We start from the raw sequence: 15,821 nt of genomic DNA on the forward strand, positions 1-15,821 counted from the left end.
CGCCTGCAGACCGGATAGACGTCAGCAGGCTGGCCAATGTGCGGCCACTCGCCATATAAGACGGGCATAAATTGGGAAATTCCATGAGCACGCTCGCCAACCACGCCTTCGCCAAGATGAACGGCATCGGCAACGAGATCGTCGTCGTCGATTTGCGCGATTCCAAGGCGCAGGTCTCGGCGGAGGAGGCGCGCGCGGTGGCCTCGCCCGGAGGCGTCCTCTATGACCAGCTGATGGTATTGCAGCCGCCGCGGCTCGCGGGCACCGAAGCCTTTATCAGGATCTACAACAATGACGGTTCGGAGGCCGGTGCCTGCGGCAACGGCATGCGTTGCGTGGTGCGGCGCATCTTCGAGCGGACCGGGCAGACCAATGCGACTTTCGAGACCCGCGCCGGCCTGCTCAATTGCTGGCAGGGCCCGGCGCCCGATCTCTACACGGTCGACATGGGCGCGCCGAAATTCGGCTGGCGGGACATCCCGCTCGCCGAGGAATTCCGCGACACCCGCTACATCGAGCTGCAGGTCGGGCCGATCGACAATCCGCTGCTGCACTCGCCGTCGGTGGTCAGCATGGGCAATCCGCACGCGATCTTCTGGGTGGAGGATGTCGAGGCCTACGATCTCGGGCGTTTCGGGCCGCTCCTGGAAAATCATCCGATCTTCCCTGAGCGCGCCAACATCACGCTCGCCCACATCGTCGATCGCGACCACATCACGATCCGGACCTGGGAGCGCGGCGCCGGTCTGACCAGGGCCTGCGGCTCGGCGGCCTGCGCGACCGCGGTCGCCGCAGCGCGGCTGAAGCGCGCCAACCGCACGGTCGAGATCGCGCTGCCGGGCGGCAAGCTGATGATCGAGTGGCGCGAGCGCGACGATCATGTGCTGATGACCGGCCCCGCCGAGTTCGAATATGAAGGTCGCTTCGATCCGGCGCTGTTCGCAAGCGTCGTCTGAAGGCCATGGGCGTCGACGTCATCACCTTTGGCTGCCGGCTCAATGCCTTCGAGTCCGAAGTGATCCGTCGTGAGGCAGAGCAGGCGGGTCTCGCCGACACCATCGTGATCAATAGTTGCGCCGTCACCAACGAGGCGGTGGCGCAGGCGCGGCAGGCGATCCGCAGGCTGAAGCGGGATCGTCCCGACGCGCGCATCGTCGTCACCGGTTGCGCAGCGCAGACGCAAGCGGGCGTCTTCGCCGGGATGGCCGAGGTCGATCGCGTCGTCGGCAACGACGAGAAGATGCGCGGCGACGCCTGGCGCGAGGCGCGCGCGGCATTCGATGCGCCCTTTGGCGTCGACAGCAGCGAGAAGGTCGCGGTAGCCGACATCATGGCGGTGACGGAAATGGCGCCGCATCTGCTCGACGGATTCGAGCGTGGCCTGCCGCGGGTGTTCGTGCAGGTGCAGAACGGCTGCGACCATCGCTGCACCTTCTGCATCATCCCCTACGGCCGCGGCAATTCGCGCTCGGTGCCGATGGGGGCGGTGGTCGATCAGGTCCGTGCACTGGTCGAGCGCGGTCACGCAGAGATCGTGCTGACCGGGGTCGATCTCACGAGCTATGGCGCCGACCTGCCGGGCGCGCCGAAGCTCGGCCAGTTGACCCGGCAGATCCTGCGGCATGTGCCCGAATTGAAGCGGCTGCGCATCTCGTCAATCGATTCGATCGAGGCCGACCGCGATCTGCTCGACGTGATCGCCGACGATGCGCGCTTGATGCCGCATCTGCACCTGTCGCTGCAATCCGGCGACGACATGATACTCAAGCGCATGAAACGCCGGCATTCGCGGAAGGACGCGATCGATTTCTGCGTGCAGGTGCGGCGGCTGCGGCCGGATATCGCCTTCGGCGCCGACATCATCGCGGGCTTCCCCACGGAGACCGAGGACATGTTTGCGCGGTCGCTGGATCTGGTCGACGAATGCGATCTCACCTTCCTGCACGTGTTTCCCTACTCGAAGCGGCCGGGAACGCCGGCCGCGCGAATGCCGCAGGTCGCGGGCGGCGCGATCAGGGATCGCGCGAGACGCCTGCGTGCGGCGGGCGTCGTGGCGCTGCAGCGGCGGCTCGCTATGGAGCGCGGCGCAACGCGTAAGGTGCTGATCGAGAGCGGCGCACAGGGGCGCACCGAGCACTTCCTGCCCGTCGCGATCGACGGTGGCGTGCCTGGCGCCGTGCAGGCGCTGACAGTCAGAGGTCACGACGGCGCGCGGTTGACTATCTGAGACCGGCAACGGACCGCTTCACGCGCCCTAGCGGTTTTGAGCGGAGTGGATACCGGTTCGCGTGACGTGAACGCGTCGGTTCTGATTCAATCAGAACCGACGATGCTGTGGATCTAGTGATAGGCGGCCTGCGGCGAATGCGAAGAGCGAACCTGCCAGAACCGCAGCAGGCGATCGGCATTTTCGCGCGTCATCTTGGTGAACTGGCTCCTGGCCTTGGCCAGTTCGGCCGGTCCCATCGCGCCGGTGGAATATCGGCACTCCATCACGGCAGCCGTCGTTTCCCAGCTCAGTCCGGCCGCGCGGCAGGGCACGAGCAGGCCTTCGCTGCGAAGGCTCTGCATCAACGGCCGAATCACATCGACGCTCGACTGCGCGAGATGCGCCAGCGCCACGACGGTCTCTTCGTATTTCCGCTTGCTGGCAAAGCCGAACAGGACGGCTTCGTTCAGCTCGCCACCCTCCTTGAGCTTCGCGATATGACGCTTGGCCGCCGTAAAGTCGCGCACCCGCGACATTTCACGGTCCACGCCCGCAGCGACGGTGGCGACGGCGTGGCGGACCTCCTCGAACAGATGCGGTGGTGCGCGTTCCAGCAGCCGGCCGCGAACCGCCTCCGTGGCTTCATGCACGAGCTTGAGGCGGAGCTCGGAGGGCAGGTCGGCGCGAACACCGGTCTCGACTGCAAGATCGGGATCCGTTTCTGCCTGCGCGAGAATGATGGCGAAGCCGTCTGTCGAAACCCGCGCGCCGGGATTGCTGACGAGCCGGCGGCTGACGCTCGGGAAACGCCGCGCCAGCAGCGCGTCGGTGACCGCTTCCTTCAGCCACCAGCGACCGGAGACGGCGAGCAGATGCTGCTCGCTCTTGGTTTGCGCGATCTCGACGAGGTCATCCGCGCTCAAGCGTGAGGATTCCTGCAGAATCGGCCGCGCGACGCGGATTTCGTCATTCCTGGCAAGGCGGCGCACGATTACCGGCGGGGCTTGCGCGACCGGCGCGAGTTGTTCGCTGATTTCCGTTAGCGCCATCCGGGCGCTGATATCGGCCAGGGCGCGTAGCTCGATGGTCTTGATCAACCTTCCGAGCACGTTGTCGAACAGCTCGACCTGTTCGCTGTTGAAATTGCCGGCGGAAGCGAGAAAGAGGCGGGTGACGCGCTTGGCCGTCGCCAGGCATTTTTCGGCCGAGCCGAGCCGTATCGTCGCCTCGACTTCGTCGATAATGGATTGCTGCCCAGCATTCAGCATGCTCGTCCTGAGCCTTGTCTCGCGTGCGCTTTTTCTAAGCTGGCTTTCAGGTCTACTGGAGTGGACTAAACGTTCAGTAAAGGATAACGGTCCAATTCGGGCCGATTGCGCCGGGGCACGGGGGCCCTACTGACCGTTCCAGCCGCAGGCCCGCAGCCGCTCCCGCATGTGCTCGGGCGCAGGCGCGATGACATGCACCGGCTCCTTGTTCTTCGAGATCGGAATACCGATCGCGCGTGAGTGCAGGTGCAGGCTCGGTTCGCCGAAGCGCGGGCCGTTGCCGTAGATATTGTCGCCGACGATCGGCCAGCCCGCGGTCGCCGAATGCACGCGAAGTTGATGGGTGCGGCCGGTGACCGGCTCCATCGCGAGCCAGGTAAGGCCCGGGCCCCTGCCCAATACCTTCCAGTTGGTGACCGCCCTCTGCCCCTCCGGATCCGGCTTTTGCCACCAGCCGCGCTCTGCGTTGAGACGCCCGAGCGGCAGGTCGATGGTGCCTTCGTCGTCGGCAGGGCCGCCCTCGACCACCGTCCAATAAGTCTTCGAGACCTTGCCGTGCTTGAACAGCAGGCCGAGCGAGGCGGTCGCCTTGCGGTGGCGGCCGAGCACCAGGCAGCCGGAGGTGTCCTTGTCCAGCCGATGCGCAAGCACCGGCGGCCGCGGCAGGCCGAATCGCAGCGCATCGAACGATGCTTCGAGATTGGGACCGCCCTTGGGGCCGCGATGGACCGGCAGTCCGGCCGGCTTATCGATCACCAGCATCAACCCGTCGCGGTGAAGCACCCGCGCCTGGATTTCTTCCGCGGTCAATTGGGGAACATCGATCAATCGGTCGAGACTTTCGTTTGCGCGGCGAAACGGCTAACACACCCGCGCTATGAACGATACCACTGCGGGAACTCCCAAACAGAGCTGGTGGCAGCGGCTGAAGGGCGGCCTGAAGCGCACCTCCGGCGCGCTCGGGACGGCGGTCGCCGATCTCGTCACCAAGCGCAAGCTCGATCGCGCCATGCTCGACGAGATCGAGGATGTGCTGCTGCGCGCCGATCTCGGCACCGGGGTCGCGGTGCGCATCGCGGACGCCGTCGGCCAGGGCCGCTACGACAAGGCGATCTCGGCCGATGAAGTCAAGGCCGTGGTCGCGACCGAGGTCGAGAAGGTGCTGGCGCCGGTGGCGCAGCCGCTTCAGATCGATGCGTCGAAGGCGCCATTCGTCATCCTCGTGGTCGGCGTCAACGGCTCCGGCAAGACCACGACGATCGGCAAGCTCGCCGCCAAGTTTTCCGCCGAGGGCCGCAAGGTCATGCTCGCGGCCGGCGACACCTTTCGCGCGGCGGCGATCGAGCAGCTGAAAGTATGGGGCGAGCGGACCAAATCGCCGGTCATTTCGGGCGCGCAGGGTTCCGATTCCGCAAGCCTAGCCTTCAATGCGCTGACCTCGGCAAAGGTGCAGCAACGCGATGTGCTGCTGATCGATACCGCGGGCCGCCTGCAGAACAAGTCGGAGCTGATGAACGAGCTCGAAAAGATCGTGCGCGTCATCAGGAAGGTCGATGCGTCGGCGCCGCATGCCGTGCTGCTGGTGCTCGACGCCACGGTGGGACAAAACGCGCTGTCGCAGGTCGAGGCGTTTCATCGCACCGCCGGCGTCACCGGCCTCGTGATGACCAAGCTCGACGGCACCGCGCGCGGCGGCATCCTGGTGGCGCTGTCCGAGAAGCACAGGCTGCCGGTGCATTTCATCGGCGTCGGCGAAGGTGTCGAGGATCTCGCACCCTTCACTGCAAAGGATTTTGCCAAGGCGATTGCCGGGATCGAGTAGGCCTCATCCCGAGGAGGCAAGCGCTGGCGCGCCACCCGGGATGAGGAGAGACGGACGGGAAGCGTCATCCTGAGGAGGCGCGAAGCGCCGTCTCGAAGGATGGGAACGACACGAGCTTGATGGACTGAACTGATGGACAAGACCCAGCCGCATCCGCTGTTCAAGCTCGCGACCGAACTCGGGCCGTTGCTCGTGTTCTTCGTCGCCAATGCGAAGTACCACCTGTTCGTCGCGACCGGCGCGTTCATGGTCGCGATCGTCGCGGCGATGATCGCGTCCTATGTTGTGACCAGGCACGTGCCGGTCATGGCGCTGGTGACCGGCGCGATCGTGCTGGTGTTCGGCACGCTGACGCTGGTGCTGCATGACGAGACCTTCATCAAGGTCAAGCCGACCATCATCTACAGCCTGTTCGCGGCCGTGCTCGGCGGCGGGCTGCTGTTCGGCCGCTCCTTCATCGCCATCATGTTCGACCAGATGTTCAATCTGACCGCGCAGGGCTGGCGCATCCTCACCTTGCGCTGGGCGCTGTTCTTTGCCGGCATGGCGGTCCTGAACGAGATCGTGTGGCGGACCCAGTCCACGGATTTCTGGGTAAACTTCAAGGTGTTCGGCGTCACCCCGCTCACCATGGTGTTCGCCATCGCCCAGATGCCGCTCACAAAGCGCTATCACCTCGAACCGGTTTCGCTGGAGACCAGCGAAGCGGAAGCCGGCGACGTGCGGAAGGGGTGAAGGGCTCTCTCCACGAAGAGGCTCTGCGTCTTGCGGGGATTTTTTACGGTGACAGTGCTGGACTTCACCCCCGGGTCGCTGCTCTCGCTGGAATCCTCAATCACTGATTTGCCCGACGCGGCAAGCCTTCGGACGAAAAATATTCCGCTTCCAGATTGACCCAAATCAGCAGTCTAATCCGCCCGTCTCACCCGAATGAGGGGCGCTTCGCCATCGTCACGAGTGTTGGGTTGAGATGCGGTGGACGCTGCGGCACACGAGGCGAACGTGCCAGGGCGGACGGCGAAGTCGTGTGGTTCTGACGCCCCGATGCAGGTGTTAAGTCCGCGAGCAGCACACTGCTCACTGACGACGGTGACAACAAAGCTGGTCTCACCGGGAAGATCACGAGATAAGCCGTAAAACCATCGCGCAGGGAAGCCGGGTTGTTTCCGGTTACACCTGTGGTCCTACCCCCGGTGCTTTTTGTTGCACCGGGCCCATGGGTGCGATCGGCACCCGGCTTTCCCTGCGCCCTCTCTCTGAGGAGAGGGCGCAATGTAGAGCAAAGCTCGGACGCAACGCGCCGCGAGAATGCGAGTTCACATCCTCATCGCTGTCTGACAATTGAATCCAGCTCTCACCCCCTCATTGCGAAGGGGAAGTCTACGTTCCTGCCTTCAATGCCTTCTCGATCTCGGCCTTGAGGACGGAGTTGACGTTATCAGGCGTCACCGGCCCGACCAGCTTGTAGGCGATCTTGCCGTCGCGTCCGACCACGAAGGTCTCCGGCACGCCATAGACGCCCCATTCGATCGAGGCGCGGCCGTTGCCGTCGACGCCGACGATGCCGAACGGATTACCGTAACGGCCGAGGAAGCGGCGCGCATTGTCGGGCGCGTCCTTGTAGTTGATGCCGATGATCTGGAAACGCTTGTCGTGGCCGAGCTCCGTCAGCAGCGGCGCCTCGTCGTGGCACGGCACGCACCAGGACGCCCAAACATTGACGACACTGACCTTGCCCTTGAACACGGCCGGGTCGAGTCCCGGAACGGGTGCGCCGTCCTGCATCAGGCCTTCGAGCGCCGGCAGCGCCGTTTGCGGCGCCGGACGGCCGATCAGCGCCGACGGAATCCTCGAGGGATCACCGCCATAGAGCCGCAGCAGGAACAGGCCCGCGAGCCCGGCGAAGATGATCAGCGGCAGCGCCACCAGCCAGCGTCGTCCTCGCGGCGGAGAACTCATCGCCTGTTCGCTCATCGGATATCCGTTGCGCCACGGCCGGAGCGGCGGGTGACGCCGCTGGCCTCGAGGTCGAGCAGCCGCGCCTGTTGCCGGCGATAATCTGCGATGATCCAGATGATCAACAGCAGCACCACCACGGTGACCAGTGCATAGGACGTCACGATGAAGGAGGCGTAGGGACCGAACGACATGGCGTTACGCCGCCCCAATTGTTTTTGACGCCTTTTCTTCGCGCGAACCGGTGCCCACTTCGCTCGAAAAGGCGATGCGGCTGGCCTGCATCATCTGCAGGCTGCGCACGCGGCGGCGCAGGATTTCGTTGCGCATCGCGGCCAGATGCAGTGTGACGAACAGCAGGGAAAACGCGACCGCCATCACCAGCAGCGGCCACAGGAATGCCTTGTCGAGCGTCGACCCGCCCATCCGGATCACCGAGGCCGGCTGGTGCAGCGTGTTCCACCAGTCGACCGAGAATTTGATGATCGGGATATTGATGGCGCCGACCAGAGTGAGGATCGCCGCCGCCCGCGCCGCGCGCGAGGGATCCTCCACCGCGCGCCACAGCGCCATCAGGCCGAGATACATCAGGAACAGGATCAGAACCGAGGTCAGCCGCGCGTCCCATTCCCAATAGGTTCCCCACATCGGCCGGCCCCACAGCGAGCCGGTGACGAGGGCGAGGAAGGTGAAGGCGGCGCCGATCGGCGCGGCGGCTTTCGCGGCGACGTCGGCAAGCGGATGCCGCCATACCAGCGTGCCGAGCGCGGCCACGCTCATCACGCCCCAGACGAACATCGACAGCCATGCGTTCGGCACGTGGATGAACATGATCTTGACCGTGGCGCCCTGCTGGTAGTCGTCGGGCGCCATCGCCGACTGATAGAGGCCGATCGCGAGCAGAATCGCGGTCGCGCCCGCCAGCCACGGCAGGATACGCGCGGTCAGGGCCAGGAACCTGGTCGGATTGGCGAGGTCGATCAGCGTCATGGCACCCTGATAGTCGTCTGATGCGTCACAGGCAATTGTCCGAGGTCCCATCGTCAAGAATTGATCCGGCACATCTCAGTCGAGCCCATGCCGCAGGCTCGCGGCCGCGGCAAATGGCCCGAGCACGAAGCTGACCAGCGACAGCGCGCAGAGGATCGAGAATGGTGTTCCAAATGACAGCGGGCCGGATATCGCCGCCTGCGATGCCGCGACGCCGAAGATCAGCACCGGGATCGACAGCGGCAGCACCAGCACCGCGAGCAACAGCCCGCCGCGATGCAGAGTCACCGCCAAGGCGGCGCCTATCATCCCGGTGAAGGTCAGCGCCGGGGTTCCCGCGAGCAGGGTCAGCGCCACCGCGAGCGTCGCGGTGCCGTCGAGATTGAGCAGCAGGCCGAGCGCCGGCGTCGCGATGATCAACGGCAGCCCCGCGGCGAGCCAATGTGCCAGCGCCTTGGCCGCGCAGGCCAGTTCCAGCGGCGTCCGGCTCATCACGACCAGGTCGAGCGAGCCGTCGTCATGGTCGGCCGTGAACAGCCGGTCCAGTGTGAGCAGGCTCGCCAGCAGCGCGCCGAGCCAGAGGATGGCGGGCCCGAGCCGTGACAGCAGCGCGAGATCCGGCCCGACCGCGAACGGCATCAGCACGGTGACGGTCAGAAAGAACAGCACGCCGATCAGCGCGCCGCCGCCGACCCGCAGCGCGATGCGGATGTCTCGCCGGATCAATGCGGCGAGCGCGCTCATGCCGGGCCTCGCATCCGCAATTCGCCCGCTTCGATCCCGAGCGGCAGGTGGGTCGCGGCGATGATGATGCCGCCGCGGCCGAGGTGTTGGCGCATCAGGCCGACAAACAGCTCCTGTCCGGCGGCGTCGAGCGCCGAGGTTGGTTCATCCAGGAGCCAGACTGGCCGTCGCACCGCCAGCAGGCGCGCAATCGAAAGGCGCCGGCGCTGGCCGGCCGAGAGATAGGCGGCGGGAAGGTCCGTGGCGTGGTCGAGCGCTACGGCAGCGAGGCATTGCCTTGCGTCCTGCATCTCGCCGCCGAGAAAATCGCGCCAGAAAGACAGGTTCTCAAGGACGCTCAGCGCCGGCTTCAGCGCGTCGCGGTGGCCGAGATAGTGGGCCTGCTCGGACACGCTCAGCTCGGCCTCGCCGCCGTTGAGCGCAATCGCTCCATCCGCAGGCACCAGCAGCCCTGCGATGAGGCGCAACAGCGACGTCTTGCCGGATCCGTTGGGGCCGAGAACCGTCAGCGCCTCGCCGGATGAGACCGAGAAGTCGAGGGCGGAAAACACTTCGCGGCCGCCGCGAACGCATCGCAAGTTTCGTCCCGAGAGCCGCATTTTCGCCTTGTCACAGCCCTCTGAAATCTTTGGCTACCGCGTGAGAATTTTTGGGTCGCGCAACGCTGGCGCACGCTTGTCGCTGTGGCGGTGCTTCTGGAAAGATTCTATAAGCCCGGAACTTGATGCAGCACATGATCGGCGGCCGCAAGCCACCAGGCCAATTCAGCCAACCGACGGTGTCCAAATACCCTCCACTAAGAATTGGGATTCCTCGCATGACCTCGCTCGACAGCTTCAAATGCCGCAAGACCCTGAAAGTCGGTGGCAAGACCTACGTCTATTACAGTCTGCCGCAGGCAGAGAAGAACGGGCTGAAGGGCATTTCGAAGCTGCCATACTCGATGAAGGTCCTGCTGGAGAACCTGTTGCGCAATGAAGACGGCCGCACCGTCAAGAAGGACGATATCCTTGCGGTGTCGAAGTGGCTGAAGAAGCGTCAGCTCGAACACGAGATCGCCTTCCGCCCGGCGCGCGTGCTGATGCAGGATTTCACCGGCGTTCCGGCCGTGGTCGACCTCGCGGCAATGCGCAACGCGATGCAGAGTCTCGGCGGCGATGCCGAGAAGATCAATCCTCTGGTGCCGGTCGATCTCGTCATCGACCATTCGGTGATCGTCAACTTCTTCGGTGACAACAGGGCCTTCGCGAAGAACGTCGTCGAGGAATACAAGCAGAACCAGGAGCGCTACGAGTTCCTGAAGTGGGGCCAGAAGGCATTCTCGAACTTCTCCGTGGTGCCGCCTGGCACCGGCATCTGCCATCAGGTCAACCTCGAATATCTCGCGCAGACGGTTTGGACCAAGAAGGAGAAGATGACGGTCGGCAAGAAGGCCGGCACCTTCGAGGTCGCCTATCCGGACTCCCTGGTCGGCACCGATTCGCACACGACCATGGTCAACGGTCTCGCCGTTCTCGGCTGGGGCGTGGGCGGCATCGAGGCGGAAGCCTGCATGCTCGGCCAGCCGCTGTCGATGCTGCTGCCGGAAGTGGTCGGCTTCAAGCTCAAGGGCCAGCTCAAGGAAGGCGTCACCGCGACCGACCTCGTGCTCACCGTCACGCAGATGCTGCGCAAGCTGGGTGTGGTCGGCAAATTCGTCGAATTCTTCGGGCCCGGCCTCGACTATCTCTCGGTTGCGGACAAGGCGACCATCGGCAACATGGCGCCCGAATATGGTGCGACCTGCGGGTTCTTCCCGGTCGATGCCGCGACCATCGATTACCTGAAGACTTCGGGCCGCAAGGCCGACCGGGTCAAGCTCGTTTCGGCCTACGCCAAGGCGCAAGGCCTGTTCCGTACCGCCAAGTCGGCCGATCCGGTCTTCACCACCACATTGACGCTCGACCTCGGCGACGTCGTGCCGTCAATGGCCGGGCCGAAGCGCCCCGAAGGCCGCGTCGCCCTGCCTGCGGTGTCCTCCGGCTTCGCGACAGCGCTGACCAGTGAATACAAGAAGGTCGATGGCGCGTCGGAGCGTTACGCGGTCGAGGGCCGCGATTTCGATCTCGGCCATGGCGACGTCGTGATCGCCGCGATTACCTCTTGTACCAATACCTCGAACCCGAGCGTGCTGATCGGGGCCGGCCTGCTGGCGCGCAATGCGGCTGCCAAGGGTCTGAAGGCGAAGCCGTGGGTCAAGACCTCGCTCGCGCCCGGCAGCCAGGTGGTGGCGGAATATCTCGCCAATTCCGGCCTGCAGGCCGATCTCGACAAGGTCGGCTTCAATCTGGTCGGCTTCGGCTGCACGACGTGCATCGGCAACTCCGGCCCGCTGCCGGAGGCGATTTCGAAGTCGATCAACGAAAACGGCATCGTTGCCGCTGCCGTGTTGTCGGGCAACCGCAACTTCGAGGGCCGCGTCAGCCCCGACGTGCAGGCGAACTATCTCGCCTCGCCGCCGCTGGTCGTGGCGCATGCGCTCGCCGGTACCGTGACGAAGGACCTCGCGGTCGAGCCGATCGGCACCGGCAAGGACGGCAAGCCGGTGTTCCTGAAGGACATCTGGCCGACCGCGAAGGAGATCAACGCCTTCATGAAGAAGTACGTCACCGCGACGATCTTCAAGAAGAAGTATGCCGACGTGTTCAAGGGCGACACCAACTGGCGCAAGATCAAGACCACCGAGAGCGAGACCTATCGCTGGAACATGAGCTCGACCTATGTGCAGAATCCGCCGTACTTCGATGGCATGAAGAAGCAGCCTGATCCGATCAACGACGTCGTCGATGCGCGGATACTGGCGATGTTCGGGGACAAGATCACCACCGACCACATCTCTCCGGCCGGTTCGATCAAGCTGACCTCGCCCGCCGGCAAATTCCTAAGCGAGCATCAGGTGCGTCCGGCCGACTTCAACCAGTACGGCACGCGGCGCGGTAACCATGAAGTGATGATGCGCGGCACCTTCGCCAACATCCGTATCAAGAACTTCATGTTGAAGGGTGCCGACGGCAACATTCCGGAGGGCGGCTTGACCAGGCATTGGCCCGATGGCGAGCAGATGTCGATCTACGATGCGGCGATGAGGTACCAGCAGGAGGGTGTGCCGCTGGTGGTCTTCGCGGGCGCCGAATACGGCAATGGCTCGTCACGCGATTGGGCCGCGAAAGGCACACGGCTACTCGGCGTGCGCGCGGTGATCTGTCAGAGCTTCGAGCGCATCCACCGCTCCAACCTGGTCGGCATGGGTGTGCTTCCGCTCACCTTCGAGGCAGGCACGTCCTGGTCTTCTCTCGGGCTGAAGGGCGACGAGAAAGTCACGATCCGCGGCCTGCAGGGCGACCTGAAGCCGCGCCAGACCCTGACCGCCGAGATCGTCTCCGGTGATGGGTCGACACAGCGCGTCCCGCTGCTGTGCCGCATCGACACGCTGGACGAGCTCGACTACTACCGCAATGGCGGCATCCTGCATTACGTGCTGCGCAGACTGGCCGCCTGACGCCGACTTGTGATCGGCGCCTCACCGCTTAGTGAATGGCGGCAAAATAGAAGGCGGCCTATGAAAAGGCCGCTTTCTTGCGTTTCGGGGCACGCTGTTAGGGACAAATTTCATGCCCCGTACAAATACGGATGGAAATCATCACGACTGGTTCACACTATGACAGCGATGATGGCCTATAATCGAATATCGCGATGGTCCGGTGCGATCGGCATCTGCGCAATCGTCGCAATCATTCGGCCCGCCTACGCCGAGCCGCGCGCAGTCGTCGAACTCTTCACCTCCCAGGGCTGCTCGTCCTGTCCGCCGGCTGACAAGGTCATCGGAGAACTCGCGAAAGATCCCGAAGTCATCGCGCTGAGCATGCCGATCGACTATTGGGACTATCTCGGCTGGAAGGACACGTTGGCCGACTCGCGCTTCAGTGCGCGTCAGAAGGCCTATTCCCAGATGCGCGGCGACCGCGACGTCTACACACCGCAGGTCGTGGTGAACGGTTCGACGCATCTGATCGGCAGCGACCGTGCCGGCATCGAGAATGCGATCAGAACCACCGAGCGGTCCGGCGATGTGATGTCCGTCCCGGTGACGCTGTCATTGTCCGGCAAGCAGATCAACGTCTCCGTGGCCGCAGCCAAGGCGCCGACTGCGGCGCGTGGCGAAGTCTGGATTTGCTCGATCTCAAAGGCCGTGCCGATCTCGATTGGGCGCGGTGAAAATCGCGGCCGGGAGATCACCTACCACAATGTTGTGCGCAATCTTCTGAAGGTTGGTGACTGGACCGGTTCATCCGGCAGTTGGACCGTGCCGCTTGAGAACATCACGCGCGACGGTGTCGACGCTGCGGTGGTCTATGTCCAGGACGGCAATCGCGAGAAGCCCGGTCCGATGCTGGGCGCGGCGTTCACGTCGCTGCACTAGGTCTAGATTCTCGTTTGACGTGTTTGGTTTACGTGACCCGGCTCCGCTCGAAATGCCATAGCTCGTTGGGTTGCGCCGTGCGCAACGGCGACCGCATCCAGACATGCTTTGAAGCGCGTGCGATCGGGTTTGGGCGTGAGCGTCTGGCTCGCTCGTTGCGGCACGGACTCCAAATGCAAAGCCGATGCCCGCAAAACAAAAAGGACCAACTTTCGTTGGCCCAGTGTTGGGGATCAACTCCCCTGCGCACAGACCCGATCCCAACGGCCCCGGGGGGCTGGGGGCTGAGGAATCCGGAACCGAAAGGACCGGGCCAACGCAGGATTTCCTTCTCGCAGGGCAGCGGGGCGGTCGATTGGCGGAAGTGGGGCAGCAATAAGATTCTACTAACGTTCCCGTGACCCTTTTGCGGCGCCCGGCTGTGTCTCACGGACGTCCCCAAAGCGGCTCACGGCACAACGAATGGACGCTTGCAGCGTCCCTAACTTAGCGCAATCATGTCAGGCGGATGACAGGAGGCTGCTCGATGAGCTTGATCTCGGAGGACACTGATCCAAGCGGGCTTCGCGCCGTGGCGCGCCCCGCCGCCGCGGCCTCCCAACCCAATCGCGTGACGTTCAATCGTCTTGAGCTAAACCGAATTCTCAATCTCTATGGCCGCATGGTCGCCGAAGGCGAATGGCGCGACTATGCGATCGATTTCCTCAAGGACCGCGCAGTGTTCTCGGTGTTTCGCCGCGCCTCCGAGGTGCCGATCTACCGCATCGAGAAAGATCCGCGGCTGGCGCGCAAGCAGGGCATGTACAGCGTCATCTCGGCGACCGGGCTGATTCTGCGCCGCGGCCACGAGCTTGAGCGTGTGCTGCTTGTGATCGATCGTAAGCTGATGCTGGTCTAGGCCGGCGGCTCGACGCGATCTATCCGGGCTACGGGTATTGCCGCTCAATCCGCCGGCACCGTCGTCGCGCCCTCGCCAAGTGCGCGCTGCATCATCACGGTGTCGAGCCAGCGGCCGAACTTCAGGCCGACGCTGGGATGGGTCCCGATCATCTGGAAGCCGGTCTTGCTGTGGACGCCGATCGAACCCGCATTCTCGGAATCGCCGATTACCGCGATCATCTGCCGAAAGCCGCTCGCCTCGCATTCGACGATCAGGCGCTGCATCAGCCGCAAGCCGATGCCGCGGCGATGGATCGCAGGATCCAGATAGATCGAGTTCTCCACGGTGAAGCGATAGGCCGGTCGCGGCCGGTACGGACCGGCATAGGCGTAGCCGACCACGCGGCCATCCAGCACGGCGACCAAATAGGGGAAACCGCCATCCACCAACGCCCGGTAGCGGCGCGTCATTTCGGCGAGGTCGGGCGGCATCAACTCGAAGGTCGCGGTGCCAAAGCGCACTGCGTGCTCATAGATTGCCGTGATCGAAGGGAGGTCGGCCTCGGCGGCTATTCTGATTTCCGGATTTGACATGAAGCGAGAATATTTTTGCTTCGCGCAAAAGAAAAGCCCCGGCCGGAAGGCCGGGGCTTGGATCGATCCGCTGGCTTAGCGCTTAGTCGCGCTGGCCGAGCAGCTGCAACAGCAGCGTGAACAAGTTGATGAAGTTCAGGTAGAGCGAGAGTGCGCCGGTGATCGCCGCACGCTCGGCCATCGCGCCACCTTGCGAGGCGTAGCCGTAGATGTAGTCGTTCTTCAGCCGCTGGGTGTCCCAGGCAGTCAGGCCCGCGAACACTAGCACGCCGACCACCGACACGATGAACTGCAGCGCCGAACTCGCCAGGAACAGATTGACCAGGCTCGCGATGATGATGCCAATCAGGCCCATGAACAGGAACGAGCCCATGCCGCTCATGTCACGCTTTGTGGTGTAGCCGTAGAGGCTCAGCGCGCCGAAGGTCGCCGCGGTGATGAAGAACACCCGCACGATCGAGGTATGCGTGTACACGAGGAAGATCGACGACAGCGATAGGCCCATCAGCGCCGAGAACACCCAGAACAGCAACTGGGCGGTCGCGGGTTGCAGACGGTTGATGCCGGCGGAAATGACGAACACCATCACCAGGGGCGCGAGGATGAACAGCCACTTCAGCGGACTGACGTACATCGCATAACCGAACTGCGTCAGGTAGGCATTGCCAAACCTGGCGACGGCGGCGGACGAATCGCCTGTCACCGCAGCCATGTAGACACCAAGCGCGGCAAAGCCGGTAATGGCCAGGCCGATGCTCATGTAGTTGTAGATGCGCAGCATGTAGGCGCGCAGACCGGCGTCGACGGTCGCAGCGTCAATGCGCCCGGCGGCCCGGCCGAAGGGAGAGGCATAGTTGCGGTCTAGGTCCGACATGGTCGAATTCCCGTGGTTGTCCCGGT

At 64.0% G+C, this 15,821-nt stretch carries 16 protein-coding genes; 7 read left to right on the top strand and 9 right to left on the bottom strand.

What is annotated here, in order from left to right; all coding sequences use genetic code 11:
* Nucleotides 1-83 precede the first annotated feature (83 nt).
* Nucleotides 84-956: a diaminopimelate epimerase gene (gene dapF, locus JQ553_RS19510; RefSeq protein ID WP_212501631.1), complete on the top strand. Its 873-nt coding sequence runs from the start codon at nt 84-86 to the stop codon at nt 954-956.
* Nucleotides 957-961: 5 nt separating this feature from the next.
* Nucleotides 962-2,227 (top strand): tRNA (N(6)-L-threonylcarbamoyladenosine(37)-C(2))-methylthiotransferase MtaB, encoded by a 1,266-nt coding sequence (gene mtaB, locus JQ553_RS19515; protein ID WP_212501632.1) that lies wholly within the window; start codon nt 962-964, stop codon nt 2,225-2,227.
* A 113-nt stretch (nt 2,228-2,340) separates the two neighbouring features.
* Here mtaB and JQ553_RS19520 read toward each other — a convergent pair whose 3' ends face one another.
* Nucleotides 2,341-3,477: a DUF2336 domain-containing protein gene (locus tag JQ553_RS19520; protein ID WP_409363080.1), complete on the bottom strand. Its 1,137-nt coding sequence runs from the start codon at nt 3,475-3,477 to the stop codon at nt 2,341-2,343.
* Nucleotides 3,478-3,603: 126 nt separating this feature from the next.
* Nucleotides 3,604-4,305 (bottom strand): RluA family pseudouridine synthase, encoded by a 702-nt coding sequence (locus JQ553_RS19525; protein ID WP_212501633.1) that lies wholly within the window; start codon nt 4,303-4,305, stop codon nt 3,604-3,606.
* Nucleotides 4,306-4,354: 49 nt separating this feature from the next.
* On the opposite strand from JQ553_RS19525, the gene ftsY reads away from it, so the two are divergent.
* Both ftsY and JQ553_RS19535 read left to right on the top strand, forming a co-directional pair.
* Complete coding sequence (gene ftsY / locus JQ553_RS19530) at nt 4,355-5,299, top strand: signal recognition particle-docking protein FtsY (RefSeq protein WP_212501634.1); 945 nt, start codon at nt 4,355-4,357, stop codon at nt 5,297-5,299.
* 132 nt (nt 5,300-5,431) lie between these two features.
* A complete protein-coding gene (locus JQ553_RS19535) occupies nt 5,432-6,034 on the top strand; it encodes a septation protein A (RefSeq protein WP_212501635.1) in 603 nt (200 codons plus the stop codon).
* A gap of 645 nt (nt 6,035-6,679) precedes the next feature.
* Here JQ553_RS19535 and JQ553_RS19540 read toward each other — a convergent pair.
* The 5 genes from JQ553_RS19540 to ccmA all read right to left on the bottom strand — a co-directional run bounded on the left by JQ553_RS19540 (nt 6,680) and on the right by ccmA (nt 9,588).
* On the bottom strand, nt 6,680-7,273 hold the full coding sequence (locus JQ553_RS19540; protein WP_212501636.1) for a DsbE family thiol:disulfide interchange protein: 594 nt from the start codon (nt 7,271-7,273) through the stop codon (nt 6,680-6,682).
* Nucleotides 7,270-7,449 (bottom strand): heme exporter protein CcmD, encoded by a 180-nt coding sequence (gene ccmD, locus JQ553_RS19545; protein ID WP_212501637.1) that lies wholly within the window; start codon nt 7,447-7,449, stop codon nt 7,270-7,272. The genes JQ553_RS19540 and ccmD overlap by 4 nt, the downstream gene beginning before the upstream one ends.
* 4 nt (nt 7,450-7,453) lie before the next feature.
* Nucleotides 7,454-8,245: a heme ABC transporter permease gene (locus tag JQ553_RS19550; protein ID WP_212501967.1), complete on the bottom strand. Its 792-nt coding sequence runs from the start codon at nt 8,243-8,245 to the stop codon at nt 7,454-7,456.
* Nucleotides 8,246-8,320: 75 nt separating this feature from the next.
* A complete protein-coding gene (gene ccmB, locus JQ553_RS19555) occupies nt 8,321-8,989 on the bottom strand; it encodes a heme exporter protein CcmB (RefSeq protein WP_212501638.1) in 669 nt (222 codons plus the stop codon).
* Nucleotides 8,986-9,588, bottom strand: coding sequence for a heme ABC exporter ATP-binding protein CcmA (ccmA, locus tag JQ553_RS19560; protein ID WP_212501639.1), 603 nt, complete (start codon nt 9,586-9,588; stop codon nt 8,986-8,988). The genes ccmB and ccmA overlap by 4 nt, the downstream gene beginning before the upstream one ends.
* Before the next feature lie 218 nt (nt 9,589-9,806).
* Between ccmA and acnA the strand changes: the two genes are divergently transcribed.
* The 3 genes from acnA (at nt 9,807) to JQ553_RS19575 (ending at nt 14,346) form a co-directional block, all read left to right on the top strand.
* Entirely contained in the window at nt 9,807-12,527 is a 2,721-nt protein-coding gene (gene acnA / locus JQ553_RS19565; protein ID WP_212501640.1) for an aconitate hydratase AcnA, read from the top strand.
* Nucleotides 12,528-12,686: 159 nt separating this feature from the next.
* Nucleotides 12,687-13,448 carry a thioredoxin family protein gene (locus tag JQ553_RS19570; protein WP_212501641.1) on the top strand — a complete coding sequence of 254 codons (762 nt, stop codon included), beginning with the start codon at nt 12,687-12,689 and terminating at the stop codon, nt 13,446-13,448.
* A 526-nt stretch (nt 13,449-13,974) separates the two neighbouring features.
* Nucleotides 13,975-14,346 (top strand): DUF2794 domain-containing protein, encoded by a 372-nt coding sequence (locus tag JQ553_RS19575; protein WP_212501642.1) that lies wholly within the window; start codon nt 13,975-13,977, stop codon nt 14,344-14,346.
* Nucleotides 14,347-14,390: 44 nt separating this feature from the next.
* On the opposite strand, the gene JQ553_RS19580 is transcribed toward JQ553_RS19575, so the two are convergent.
* Nucleotides 14,391-14,921 (bottom strand): GNAT family N-acetyltransferase, encoded by a 531-nt coding sequence (locus tag JQ553_RS19580; protein ID WP_212501643.1) that lies wholly within the window; start codon nt 14,919-14,921, stop codon nt 14,391-14,393.
* Between the two features lie 82 nt (nt 14,922-15,003).
* Complete coding sequence (locus tag JQ553_RS19585; RefSeq protein ID WP_212501644.1) at nt 15,004-15,795, bottom strand: Bax inhibitor-1/YccA family protein; 792 nt, start codon at nt 15,793-15,795, stop codon at nt 15,004-15,006.
* Nucleotides 15,796-15,821 lie beyond the last annotated feature (26 nt).

Source organism: Bradyrhizobium lablabi, from assembly GCF_018131005.1.
Lineage (GTDB): Bacteria > Pseudomonadota > Alphaproteobacteria > Rhizobiales > Xanthobacteraceae > Bradyrhizobium > Bradyrhizobium lablabi_D.